A 13216-nucleotide genomic window follows, 5' to 3' on the forward strand; every position below is an offset into this window, starting at 1 on the left:
AGTGATTAAATAACTGCCGTGAAAAAACCTGAAGTGTATACGTTCGATTCGAATCCTGATTTAAGGGGCAATCTTACTTTTTTAGAAGAGTTGAAAAGCATTCCCTTCGAAATAAAGCGAGTGTATTGGCTGTATGATTTGCCAGAACAACAGGCGAGAGGCGATCATGCTCATAAAACGGGTGAGCAAGTCATTGTTGCGTTAAAGGGTAAAATCGAAGTTCTGCTAGAGTCGAAAAAGGGAGACTTATTTAATTGCACTTTAGACAAAGCTGATAAGGCACTTTACATTCCGCCCATGTGGTGGGGCCGAATGATTTTCAGCAAAAATGCCATAATGATCGGACTTGCTTCTGATGAGTTCGATGAGAATGATTACATACGAAAACGCTCTGAGTTCAAATGAGAAACCTGAAAGTGGTTGAGGAATTTTCAGAGAAGTCCAAAAAGGGATTTTCTGAATTACTTTATACACAGCCTAATTTTCTTATTGGCAACAATCAATTGCCGCAAATTCATTTCTATTTACTTGACACCACAGCGAATATTGGATTAGGCCATATTGGTTTTTCTTTGGAAGAAGGAACTGTATTCAGCCCTTATCGAGCTCCGTTTGGTGGCTTTGCTTTAGCCGATGATTTGACTAGCCTAGAAATCACTTTCTTTATTTTTGAAGTACTTAGAAAACTCCAAGTGCAAGGAGTGAATTCCATCCAAATGAAATTGGCTCCCAATTGCTATTTCAGCAATACATTCTTGCTCAAGGAGAACTTAGTTTATGCAGGTTTTGACTTGGAAGAACAGCTAGAATATCAAGCTATCTCGATTACTGACCAAGCCTTTGAGTTAAACTTAGCTTCAATGGAAGTCCGAAAATTGAAGAAATGTAAAGAGGCTGGTTTTGAGTTCAGTAGGCTTCCAAAACATAAGTTGGCCGATGTATTTGACTTCGTTAAAAAGCAACGCCAGGAAAAGGGCTATGAATTGTCAATGGAATGGCCTCAAATGAAATTGGCACAAAAGGTAAACTCCGAAGCATATATTCCCTTTGTAGTGAAAGATGGTAAACGAATTATTGCGGCCACCATCGGTATTTTAGCCTCTGACTGTGTGCTTTATAATTTCTCTCCTGCACACCATGCTGAATATGACCCGTTGAGTCCCAATGTATTGCTTACAGAAGGCCTTTATGACTTTTGCAGAGCGGAGGGATTAAACTACCTTGATTTAGGTACGTCTTACCTCAACGGTGAGGTAAACGAAGGGCTTTGGCAGTTTAAGTCGCACTTAGGTGGACAAAGCTTTTTGAGCTACAGTTTTAGGAAAGCCGTATCTTAGCATTAAATCTTTTGCTGTTGGCGTCTCAATTCTTTAAAAGTTCTCGGTGGTCGTTTCTTGCGGTGGTGTTTCGCGCCATTGGTGGCCTAACCATTAATAAACTCTTTGCCGTTTTCTTCGGGACCAACGGTATCACCCTACTTTCTCACTTTCAGAATCTAACTTCATTATTTACACTGCTTCCTTCAGAAGGAGTTAACAGAGCGGTAATGAAACATTGGTCCGACCCTAAAGCCAGTGAAGAGAGCAAACACAAGTTATGGCAAACTGGCTTTTGGATAAGCAACCTGATTTTCATAGTGATTTTTGCCATACTCTATTTTTGGTGGAAGGATTACTTTTTTGGTCGATTTGTGGAACATTACAGCATTGGTCAGTTCCTGATAATTTTTCTGCCCGCCATTTTTTTAATGCTGATGACGGGTTTGCTTAATTCAGTGATTCTTTCGTTTCGTGATGTAAAGGGCTATGCCCTTGTTAGTATTTCTGGAATCCTACTTTTAGTAGCAGTAGTGTTTTGGTCGGTAAATTTGGGAAACCTCGATCAAGCACTCCTTAGTTTTGTGGTGGGTTACGCACTTATGTTCTTTTGTTCGTTGGTCTACTTTATTCTTAACAAGGATAAGATTAAACTTTCCATAGGTGTTCCTGATAGCGCTTCGTTAAAGAAAATCAGCCAATTTGTACTTATGGCCATCAGTTCCATTGTCTTTGGCAAACTGTTGGATTTTATGGTTCGCGATTATGTAATTGAACTCTATGGTTTAGACCGAACTGGTCTTTGGCAGTCCGTGACAAAAATGTCGAGTAGTTATTTGCTTGTGTTTAGTGGGACTGTGGGTGTAGTATATTACCCTAAAATGGCTTCGCTCATTCATGATGAAATAGCCTTAAGAAGCTACGTACTTAAAGTAATGGGCTTTGTCGCGTTTATAACAGTTATCTGTTTAGGTATTTACTATCTAAATAGTGAGTTTGTATTGAATCTATTTTTTGCCAAAGGTTTTGATAGAGCCGCATACCTGGTTCGTTTTCAAGCAATTGGTGACTTCTTTTGTGTTCTTTCTTATCTCTTGGCGTATTTGCTTTCGGCTCGGGTGCAAACCGTAAAATACATTGTGGCACAGCTATTCTCAGCACTCATATATATTATATTGATCTATGCACTCATGGACAGGTTTAATTTGGAGGCCCTTACATTAGCTTACTTATGGCGCCATATTGGCTTCTTTCTTATCCTCATTCTGCTTAACAGGAAATTCTTATTTAAATGAATCCACTCGTTTCGGTAATATGTATTTCCTATAATCATGCTCCTTATATAAAAGAGGCTTTGAATTCGGTTTTTGGTCAAATCCATACCGAAATCGAAGTGATAATTTTGGATGACGGAAGTTCAGACGCTAGTGTTGAAGCAATCAAAAAGAGCATTCAAGATAAACCAGAAGTAGCCTTTATTGCCAATACTGATAATGAAGGCTATACTTGCACTTTCAACAAAGGTTTGAGGCTTGCAAAAGGGAAATACATTGTGGATTTTGCCTTAGATGATGTCATGCATCCCAATTTTTTAAGTGAAAGTGTAAAGCGGCTGGAGACTTTGGATGAAGAATACGGAGTAAGTTTTTCTAATGCTGACTATATCAATTCCGAGTCGAAGATTATCGGTAATCATAATAAAACGCTACTTGAAAAAAAGTTGATTCAAAAAATTCCTCAAGGCGATATTTTTGAAATGGTGCTCAAACGATATTTTATTTGTACGCCAACCATGATTGTCCGCAAAAGTGTTTTTGATCGAATGGGAGGTTATGATGAAAGCTTGGCTTATGAAGATTTTGATTTTTGGCTGCGTTCTTCCCGTCATTATAAGTACACTTTTATAGATGAGGTATTGATACAAAAACGCAAGCTGAAAAGCAGTATGTCAGCTGCGCGATATAAGCACAAAGAGAATGAATATATGCAATCGGTACTATCCGTTTGTAGAAAGGCATTCAGCTTATGCAAAAGTAAATCAGAGTTAGATTCACTCTATGAAAGACTGTCCTACGAACATCGTCAGTGCATTCGCTATCAAGCCTACGATATGGCTGACCAGTACATATTTTTGGTAAAGAATATCGGCAGAAGTGTTTTGAAGCTACAGTTTCTTGGTCTTTTAATTCGGTTAGGGCTCGACCGAAAGCGAGTGTAAATAGGTCTAATCTTATGGGTTTAGATCGAGATGGCTTTTATGATTTTCAAAATCATAATGGTCTATTCATAGCCGTTTATCACAGATTCTCTTATCTTACCTCTTAAAGACCACCCCTTATCTTTATGGATCCCAAAATCAATAAAATCAAAAAGCTGCTAGTCGCTAACCGAGGCGAAATTGCAATCCGTGTTTTACGTGCTGCTTCTGAACTGAAAATCAGAACGGTAGCCATGTATACCTATGAGGATCGATATTCTTTACACAGGTACAAGGCAGACGAAGCATACCAAATTGGAGATAATGAAGAGGCGCTTAAGCCTTATTTAGATATTCAGGAAATCATTACTTTGGCCAAAAACGAAGGAGTAGACGCTATTCACCCTGGTTATGGTTTTCTTTCAGAGAACGTACATTTTGTAAGGGCTTGTAAGGAAGCTGGAATCATTTTTATTGGGCCGGAACCAGAAGTAATGGAAAGGCTGGGGGATAAAGTTCAGGCTAAAATTATTGCTCGAAAAGCCCAAGTGCCTTTGATTGAAGACAGTCACGAATTGCTGGACTCATATGAGGTAGTACTAAAAGAAGCACGAAGGGTTGGTTTTCCAGTTATGGTGAAAGCTGCGGCAGGTGGTGGAGGTCGTGGAATGCGGGTAGTGCGTGAAGAAGTTGAATTAGAGAAATCATTTAACGAGGCTAAAAGTGAAGCCTCAAAAGCATTTGGTGATGACACGATGTTCATGGAAAAATTCATCGATAACCCTAAGCATATCGAAGTGCAGATTATGGGTGATAACTATGGCCATTTGGTGCATTTGTACGAGCGCGATTGCTCGGTACAACGGAGGTATCAGAAAGTAGTGGAGGTTGCTCCTTCCATTAATTTAAGTCAAGCCACTAGGGATAAATTGTATGAATATGCACTAAAAATCACCAAAGAGGTTAATTACAATAATGTTGGTACGGTTGAGTTTTTGGTGGATGCCGATGAGAATATTTTCTTTATTGAAGTCAACCCAAGGGTTCAAGTAGAGCATACCATTACAGAAGAAATTACAGGGATCGATATTGTTCGTTCTCAAATTGAAATTGCACAAGGCTATCCACTTTCCGATCCTCGAATCTTCATCAAAGATCAATCCGATGTGCAATGCAATGGTTTTGCCATCCAATGCAGGATTACTACTGAAGATCCAGAAAATGGATTCAAACCGGATTACGGCACCATTATAGCGTACCGAAGTGCAGGTGGTTTCGGAATCAGGCTCGATGCAGGAAATTGCTACGCAGGTGTAACCATATCGCCATTCTTCGACTCCATGCTGGTGAAAATTTCAGCGAAAGGAAGAACATTGAAGGGGGCTTCTCAAAGGTTACAAAGAGCACTTTCAGAATTCAGAATACGAGGCGTTAAAACCAACAAGGGGTTTCTGGAAAACGTACTAAAGCACCCTACATTCTATAATGGAGAGGCTACGGTGAAATTCATAGAATCTCACCCAGAACTCTTTGAAATGCCACGGTTTATGAACCGAGCAACACGCTTGTTGAATTATTTGGGAGAAGTAGCGGTAAACGGAAACCCGAATGTAAAACGGATCGACCCTTATGTTCATTTTAGAGAGCCAAAAGTACCTACCAGTGACAGGCTTGCTCCTCACCCAAGAGGCACCAAGCAGGTATTGACAGAAAGCGGCCCAGATGGCTTGGCGAAATGGATCAAGGAACAAAAACAGATATTATTCACAGATACTACTTTCCGTGATGCGCACCAATCACTTTTGGCCACTCGAATGCGGACTTTGGATATTCTAAAAGTGACGGATGGTTTTGCCAAAAATCACCCAGAGATTTTCTCTTTAGAAATGTGGGGTGGAGCTACTTTCGATGTTTCCATGCGGTTCTTAAATGAAAATCCTTGGGACAGGTTGAAGCTTATTCGCGAAGCAGCGCCTAATATCCTAACTCAAATGTTATTGCGTGGTTCTAACGGAGTTGGCTATGCGGCTTACCCCGATAATCTGATTGAGCGTTTTGTCGAAAAAACTGCTGAAAACGGCATGGACGTTTTCAGAATATTTGATTCGCTGAACTGGATTGAGAACATGAAGGTGAGTATTAGAACCGTGCGTGAAAGAACTAACTCTGTTGCCGAGGCTTGTATTTGCTATACGGGAGATGTGCTGGACCCGAACTCAAAATATAACCTTCAGTACTACCTTGATATGGCAAAGGCTTTAGAGGATGAAGGAGCGCATATACTTTGTATCAAAGATATGGCGGGCTTATTAAAACCAATGGCCGCCACTAAATTGATTACGGCACTAAAAGAGTCAGTGGACATGCCAATTCATTTGCATACCCATGATACCTCATCGATGCAGGCAACGACCTATTTTCAAGCCATTGAAGCTGGGGTGGATATTGTGGATGTGGCGGTGGCATCAATGTCTGGTCTTACCTCACAACCTAACTTTAACTCGTTGGTAGCCTGTCTGGAAGGTCATGAAAGGGACCCAAAAATCAACTTGATAAAACTCAACGAGTACTCCAATTATTGGGAAGATGTTCGTGAGTATTACTATCCATTCGAGAGTGGTTTAAAAGCGGGTACTGCTGAAGTGTATGATCACGAAATTCCAGGGGGGCAGTATTCTAATTTGCGTCCGCAGGCAGCAGCTTTAGGTTTGGAGCATAAGTTTGAAGAAGTAAAAAAGAATTATGCTGTGGTTAACGAGCTGTTTGGTGACATCGTAAAAGTAACACCATCATCCAAAGTGGTTGGGGATATGGCCATTTATATGACTTCAAATAACCTCACAGTCGAAGATGTCATGACCCGTGGCGAATCTCTTTCTTTTCCTGAATCTGTGGTAAGCTTGTTTAAGGGAGATTTGGGGCAAACGCTTGGAGGTTTTCCTCAGGCATTGTCGAAGATTATTCTTAAAGGAAAAACAGCCTATACTGATCGACCGAATGCTCACTTAAAGCCAGTGGATTTTGAAAAGGACTTTAAACAGTTTCAAACCGATTTTGATCAATACTGTGATGAACTGGACTTCCTATCTTATAAACTCTACCCAAAAGTATTCAGAGATTTCTATGAGCACTGGCTGACTTATGGAGAAGTACGTCATCTTCCAACAAAAGCCTTCTTTTATGGTTTAAAAGAGAATGAAGAAGTTTTTGTCCAAATAGGAAAGGGCAAGCACATTATTGTGAAAATGTTGCACAAGTCTGAAGCTGATGAAGATGCCATAAGGAAAGTGTATTTTGACCTGAATGGACAGACTAGGGTCATTGAGGTGAAAGACCTAAATGTGAAAGTGACTAAAGTTGCGCACCGTAAGGCGGTATCAGAGAATGAAATTGGGTCTCCATTACAAGGACGATTGGCCGAAATCAAAGTAAAGGAAGGCCAAGAAGTAAAAGTGAATGCTGGCTTGTTTGTCATTGAAGCAATGAAAATGGAAACTACCGTTTCAGCTCCCAAGGCAGGTAAAGTGAAGAGAATTCACCTACAGCCTGGAACAATGCTAGACCAAGAAGACTTGGTAATAGAAATGGAGTAGCTAGGCCAAGATGGCTGATTAAATAGTTTTATACCAAAATGTGTACTAATATAATAGGGTTGGGGAATAGCTTTAAGTTATTCCGCCAGTTTATTATGTTATTTTTGCAACAAAATATTTATTCAACCTGTTCGTCTCTTTTTGAGAGAATTGGACTTACAGGGGATGAAATCTTTCAACCTATATGCCCATTAAGAAGAAGGAAAAAATCAATGTACTCCTAATTTCAGAAGGTACCTATCCGTTTTACGGTGGTGGGATTTCTACTTGGAGTCACATGCTCTGTGACAGGGTTTCGAATGTGGATTTCACTCTTTATTCTATCAATGCAGGATTTGAAAAAGAACCCATTTTTGAGTTGAGTGAAAATGTAAAAAAGATAATTCAAGTCCCCCTTTGGGCACCAGACGAACCTCAGGATTATGTGAGCTTCAGTAAGGAATATTATAAGGTGGTGAGTAAGAAGGAGAATACTTCTCCTGAAGTTATTGAAGAGCATTTCGTTCCAGTTTTTAGAAAATTTCTTGATCTGCTATACAGTGGCTCCGAGGATATGAAAGCCTTGGATTTCGTGTTCAGAAGTATGTGGGAATATTTTAAGAATTACGATTACAAAGAGACCATGAAAAGTGAAGAGGTTTGGTTAGTTTTTCAGGAAGCTGCCATTCAAGAGGCTGATAATAATGGTATAGATGCTACTCTCTTTGATTTGACTGTTGGTTTACGTTGGTTATATAGGTTCTTGATCCCTTTTTCTATTCCAATCGAAAAAGTAGACGTCTCTCATATCACGCTTTCAGGCTTTCCTTTAATTCCAGCTTTGGTTTCAAAATACAGGTATGGTACTCCGCTGATCATTACCGAACACGGTGTTTATGTAAGGGAGCGCTTGTTGTACATCAACCGTTCTGACTACTCTTATTTTATAAAAGTATTTTTAATAAAGCTAACAGAATGTATTACTCGACTTTCCTATTACAAGGCGGATAAAATACTCTCTGTAAATAAATTCAATATCACTTGGGAATTGATGTATGGGGCTGATAGAGAAAAAATTGAGATCACCTACAATGGTGTGGACCATGAGAGGTTTGTGCCTAGAGAAAAACCAGAGCATTTGAGAGGTATTCCCACAGTAGTAGCTGTTGCCCGGATATTTGAGCTTAAGGATGTACTTACCATGATTCGTTCTTGCGCTGTGGTAATGAAAACGATACCAGATGTTCAATATTTGGTTTATGGGGATAAGAATGCCGTACCAGAGTACACTGAAGAATGTGAGGCTTTGATCGAAGAGTTGAGTTTGGTAAATAACTTCTTTTTAAAGGGGTTTCACAGTCAGCCGCATCTGATTTTTAGTGAAGGAGATATTTCAATTCTTACTTCCATTTCTGAAGGCTTTCCATTTACGGTTCTGGAGTCTATGAGTTGTGGCATTCCAGTTGTAGCTACTGATGTTGGAGGAGTTAGCGAAGCAATTGATGAAGAATCGGGTTTTGTATGTAAACCGAGGGATCCAGAGGCCATTGGATCCAAGGTGATTGAATTGTTGACCAATGACGAATTGAGAGATGAAATGGGGAAAAGTGCCCGTCAACGTGTGATAGATAATTTTACACTAGATATTTTCATCGAGTCTTATGAAAATATATATGAATCCGTTTACACAAAGAGTTTAAAGAAGAAAAAACAATCAAGCTAGATTGTAGTGATTTGATGAAGGAATTTGAAAGTAAAATAGAGCGACTAGGCTTGGATGTTTACGACAAGGTGGGTAAGCCTGTTAATGTAAATGTAGCCAGAGCTATGCTCGAATCTATGAGTATCAGGGCAATTGATGCCAAAACCGATTATGGTGTGGCTGATTTACAGGATTTGGCCAAAATGGTTTATGCACAAATTACAAACCCCGATTTTATAGCGGCTCATCCAAGTAAATTGAAGGTCAATGATCAATTTAAGAGTGAGGTTACTTCAGCGTCAGATTACCTTCGTATCAAGACAAAATATTTCTTTTATTACTATCCATTGGGGCTTATTCTAGGGCTTCCGGTTTTTAGTCAAATCCTGACGATTATACTTTTTGGATATTCATTATGGACCTATGTAGGCTTTAATCAACTGCAATCAACAGCCGTAGTACTTGGCGTTATTTTTGGACTGGTGGGAACAGGAGGTTTTGTTCAGGTCATTGGCCGGCAAGTGTCACATTATTGGTCTCATAATGATTTTGTGATGGCCAAAAAAAGCACCATCAAGGTGATTAAGGATGGATTATTGTTTATGTCGGTACTCAGTGTGCTGTTCCTGGTGGTTAACTTTTTCGCCAATATTTACCCCTATCGCTTCCTGTATATTGTATATATCTACTCTTTCTCCATTGGTATTTTGTTATTAATTTCTTCAGTATTTCACCCTTTAAAACGAAGATGGATGATAACCGTGGCATTTGTTGTCGCCACAGCGCTGGCCGTCAGTTTAAAGCTTTTTACTACGATTAGTACTTATTTAACCCACTGGATAGGTATTTGGGTAGCCATTATATTATTGGTGATTTATTTGAATTATTTCTTCAATAAGAAAGTAAAAGCGACAAAAAACGTGAGTAGGGCTACCTCTAAAACCGTGGTGATGATCTACCGTAATTATCGCTATTTTTTTTACGGTCTGTTGTCTTTCGTTTTTATTTTCATCGACCGGATTTTAGCATGGTCTACCTCTGCTGATGGCTTGTTGCCGTATGCAGTGTATTATGAAAAGAATTATGAGGTTGGCATGGATATCGCAATTCTAATTTTCTTTCTGCTGGTAGGAGTCTTAGAATTTAGTATAGCCTCTTTTAGTACATTGAGTGATTTATTACAAAAACAGATTCCTTACAACCAGCCCGAACTCTTTAACCGTAAGTCATTGGCAACCTATTGGCAACATGTACAAATACTTTTAATCACAGGGGTAATAATGGCTGCATTGCTCTATACTGTGATATGGGTTTGGTTTGGCTATGAAAAGGCGTTTGGTCAGGTACTGAGCCCTATTAGTATTAGGGTGAGTATTTTGGGTGGTTTGGGGTATATTCTATTGGCTTGGGGAATGCTTAACTCGCTTTATCTGTTTACATTAAACAAGCCTACAAAACCATTAAAGGCAATTATGATTGCCTCGGTTGTAAATTTAGTAGTGGGGCTCTTTATGAGCAGACTTGTTTCTTATGAGTATAGTGTGGTAGGAATGCTGATTGGTTCAACAGTCTTCATGCTTCTGACTTTGAGGTCAGTGACAGAGTTTTTCAAAAACCTAGACTATTACTATTATGCGGCTTATTAAAACTTTATCCCTTATCATGGCTATGTTCTCATTTTCGGGGCTATTCGCTCAAAAAAATCAGCAGAGTACAGTCCTTATTTGCTATGGAAAGGTTAATCCTGATCAAATCAGAGGGTATAAGTATGTGATTTTAGAGTCAGAACACTATACCGCCTTCGATGTAAAGTTGATTAAAGAAAACAATGAAAATGTGATTGGCTACATAAGTGTGGGGGAAGTGAGTGATGGTCGCTTTTACTATGATGAATTAAAGGAAAGTACGCTAGGAAAGAACAAGATTTGGGAAAGTTATTACCTGAACCTTGAGGATAAAACTACTCTGGATGTATTAATCAGTTTTGTTGATAAAATGGTTGAAAAAGGATTTGATGGTCTATTTTTGGATACAGTAGATACTTTTGCAAAATGGGGTCCTTATCCCAATATGGGTGATGATTTGGTTAATTTATTGAAGCGAATCAAGGATAAATACCCAGAAATTCACCTGATGCAGAACGCTGGGCTTTCCCTAGTTCCAAAATCGGCCAAATACATTGATTCAATTGCGATTGAATCAGTTGCCACTAATTATTCATTCGATAATTCTGAATATCGCATGCACAGATGGGACGAGTTTTATAAAAGGGTAGAAGAACTGCAGGAGATTAGAAAGAAATATCAATTACCTGTAATTCTCATAGAATACGCAGACAGTAAAAAACTGTATCAAAAAGTAATGCAGCAAATAGCCCCATTAAAGTGGGATTATTTTATTGGCAGTATTGGTTTACAAAGCATTCCAAAGTTTAAATAGGAATAGAGGAGATGAGCATTCCATATACCGACTCTATATTTACAGGCCTCATCAGGCTGTTCCTTTGGATTTTCTTCTTGTATGCAATGAAACGGTTGTTTTTCAAGGGGAAAGGGTCCAAAAATCAAGTCAATTCCATGGCAGGAATGTGGGCTTTCTTTGTGAGTATTATCATCGTTGGAATCTTCCTTTTGGTTCAAATTAATGGGTATGACCTAATGACTTGCCTCTTCATTATGGTTATTTTTTTTGGGGTGAGGTTGGTGGGTATTCAGAATGTCCTTTCCGACTCGGCTAAGTTTAGGCGACAAAGGAAAATGATTTTATTGAACGTTCTTGAGAAGTCAGAAGATAAAGAACTCTTGATCGATACGGTGGAAGAGAAGCCAACCAAGAGGCTATCTATCAATTTTCCTTTCGTAATAATGGCCCTTACTGGTTTTGTCGCCATGGCGGTGAGGTTTTATTTACTCAAGTATGACAACTATCAACTCTCCGAATCGTGGTTTAATGAAATCGCTATTCTTAAGGGAGTTTCACAACAAAATTGGTTGAGTAATGATACCGGAGTAGTTGGACAATATGCCCTAATGACTTTCTATGAAAAAATGACGGGAATCAGTCCCGAAATCACCCTTGAATCATTCGGGATTCTTCAGGCTTTTGTTTTAAGTTTTATTATTTTCTGGTTTATGAATACGATGACGGGGTCTAAGATTACCGTTCCGTTGATGACCACCTTGAGCTTTGCTTTTTTCTTCAATTTTGTGCCTATTAACCTTTCTCAAATCACCCATGGGAAGGAAACATTAATGGCACTTACCTTAGTGTTGCCAGTCATGGTCTATATAAAGAAACCATGGCTGCTTTATGCTAGGTCTACCCGAAGCTATCGCTATAAAATTTTTGTCATTTTTACCGCCATCGCACTGATCGATGTCTATTCACTTCTTGTCCTAATCCCCCCATTTTTTTTGGTGGCTCCTTTTTTTATTAGTAAGAAACGCATGCGTTTTTACTGGCTTGCACTCAAGGCATATCTGTTGGCAACAGGTATTGTGTTGGGGATTTATGCCTTTTATTTATATCGGGAAGGTGCAGATTTTCTTCAGTTTATTATGTCTAATCTCTTGTCGGTAACTTCCTCTACCTATACAAGCAATATGATGCTTCCATATGATGATCTAATGAGGATTATTCAGATTGTTTCCTTGGTTGCTGTTTTGGTAATGTTTCTAATGATGAAGAAGAAGGACAAATGGGCAAGTTTAATAGCTTTTATAGTCTATGTAAACGTCTTAATTCTAATCAGTTTTCAGGATTATCGGTATTTTGATCATGATCTGTTAAATGAGATATTACCAGTATTTATATCTATCGTTTTGGGGATCACTTTTTATTTGATCATGTATTTATTTGTGACCAAGGTGAAAAAGGTGTTTATGCCAGAGGGCTTTGCTGTTGTGCTAATTTTCGTGCTTTTTGCCTCAGCCGCTTTCTTTGGTCAAAAGGATCTTTTTAGTAAGGAAGAACCCACTTCAAGGTTATCTAAAGATGTAATTGCGGCCTATCAAGAAATTTCATCTGGCTTTTTACCCTATTCTTATGCGGTAGTAAATAGTAATACACTCCGACCACTCAGTACCGATTCGCATAACTTTCTTACTTATCGAGATTTTCTTGGTGAGTATGCGGTTCGTGATTCTGTCTATTTTGCTAATAAAGAGGATAAAGAATTTTTGAGGGCCAATACCCAGTATATCATTCCAAATAGTCTACTCGTTTTTATTTATGACTTAACAAACGAAGACGATTTTATTCAGCTTGCCGTGTATTTAGACTTGACGGACGAAGTAACAGAGCGGATGGAAAAACTTAGAAGCGAAGGAAGAACGATACGGGTGTTTTTCCAGAAGGGAGACCTTACTGTGTACGAAATTGTAAACAACCCAGGGCAGGCGAAAATTAACGAATTACTATAGTTTGAATT

9 protein-coding genes are annotated in these 13216 nt (G+C 39.0%); all 9 read left to right on the forward strand.

The window, feature by feature from the left end; all coding sequences use genetic code 11:
* Positions 1-18: 18 nt before the first annotated feature.
* The 9 genes from AWN68_RS09390 to AWN68_RS09430 all read left to right on the forward strand — a co-directional run bounded on the left by AWN68_RS09390 (position 19) and on the right by AWN68_RS09430 (position 13208).
* The gene (locus tag AWN68_RS09390) at positions 19-405 is read left to right on the forward strand and encodes a sugar 3,4-ketoisomerase (RefSeq protein WP_068414506.1); all 387 of its coding nucleotides are present in this window, start codon (positions 19-21) and stop codon (positions 403-405) included.
* Positions 402-1337 (forward strand): GNAT family N-acetyltransferase, encoded by a 936-nt coding sequence (locus tag AWN68_RS09395; protein ID WP_068414509.1) that lies wholly within the window; start codon positions 402-404, stop codon positions 1335-1337. The genes AWN68_RS09390 and AWN68_RS09395 overlap by 4 nt, the downstream gene beginning before the upstream one ends.
* Before the next feature lie 17 nt (positions 1338-1354).
* Positions 1355-2611 (forward strand): MATE family efflux transporter, encoded by a 1257-nt coding sequence (locus tag AWN68_RS09400; protein WP_157716150.1) that lies wholly within the window; start codon positions 1355-1357, stop codon positions 2609-2611.
* Positions 2608-3534, forward strand: a complete 927-nt coding sequence (locus AWN68_RS09405) for a glycosyltransferase (protein ID WP_068414515.1) — start codon at positions 2608-2610, stop codon at positions 3532-3534. The genes AWN68_RS09400 and AWN68_RS09405 overlap by 4 nt, the downstream gene beginning before the upstream one ends.
* A 125-nt stretch (positions 3535-3659) precedes the next feature.
* Positions 3660-7106 carry a pyruvate carboxylase gene (locus AWN68_RS09410; RefSeq protein ID WP_068414518.1) on the forward strand — a complete coding sequence of 1149 codons (3447 nt, stop codon included), beginning with the start codon at positions 3660-3662 and terminating at the stop codon, positions 7104-7106.
* 184 nt (positions 7107-7290) lie between these two features.
* Complete coding sequence (gene pelF / locus AWN68_RS09415) at positions 7291-8808, forward strand: GT4 family glycosyltransferase PelF (protein ID WP_068414521.1); 1518 nt, start codon at positions 7291-7293, stop codon at positions 8806-8808.
* Positions 8809-8822: 14 nt separating this feature from the next.
* A complete protein-coding gene (locus tag AWN68_RS09420) occupies positions 8823-10433 on the forward strand; it encodes an MATE family efflux transporter (RefSeq protein ID WP_068414524.1) in 1611 nt (536 codons plus the stop codon).
* Positions 10420-11226 (forward strand): endo alpha-1,4 polygalactosaminidase, encoded by an 807-nt coding sequence (locus tag AWN68_RS09425; protein ID WP_068414527.1) that lies wholly within the window; start codon positions 10420-10422, stop codon positions 11224-11226. Before AWN68_RS09420 ends, AWN68_RS09425 begins: the two co-directional genes overlap by 14 nt.
* An 11-nt stretch (positions 11227-11237) precedes the next feature.
* Entirely contained in the window at positions 11238-13208 is a 1971-nt protein-coding gene (locus tag AWN68_RS09430; protein ID WP_068414530.1) for a hypothetical protein, read from the forward strand.
* The last annotated feature ends 8 nt before the right edge of the window (positions 13209-13216 follow it).

Source organism: Roseivirga echinicomitans (assembly GCF_001592935.1).
GTDB classification, from domain to species: domain Bacteria; phylum Bacteroidota; class Bacteroidia; order Cytophagales; family Cyclobacteriaceae; genus Roseivirga; species Roseivirga echinicomitans.

Bases quoted from the DNA above. Each gene is read 5' to 3' on its own strand.
- AWN68_RS09395 (WP_068414509.1), top strand. From the start codon at position 402: ATGAGAAACCTGAAAGTGGTTGAGGAATTTTCAGAGAAGTCCAAAAAG.
- AWN68_RS09405 (WP_068414515.1), top strand. From the start codon at position 2,608: ATGAATCCACTCGTTTCGGTAATATGTATTTCCTATAATCATGCTCCT.
- AWN68_RS09410 (WP_068414518.1), top strand. From the start codon at position 3,660: ATGGATCCCAAAATCAATAAAATCAAAAAGCTGCTAGTCGCTAACCGA.
- pelF (WP_068414521.1), top strand. From the start codon at position 7,291: ATGCCCATTAAGAAGAAGGAAAAAATCAATGTACTCCTAATTTCAGAA.
- AWN68_RS09420 (WP_068414524.1), top strand. From the start codon at position 8,823: ATGAAGGAATTTGAAAGTAAAATAGAGCGACTAGGCTTGGATGTTTAC.
- AWN68_RS09425 (WP_068414527.1), top strand. From the start codon at position 10,420: ATGCGGCTTATTAAAACTTTATCCCTTATCATGGCTATGTTCTCATTT.
- AWN68_RS09430 (WP_068414530.1), top strand. From the start codon at position 11,238: ATGAGCATTCCATATACCGACTCTATATTTACAGGCCTCATCAGGCTG.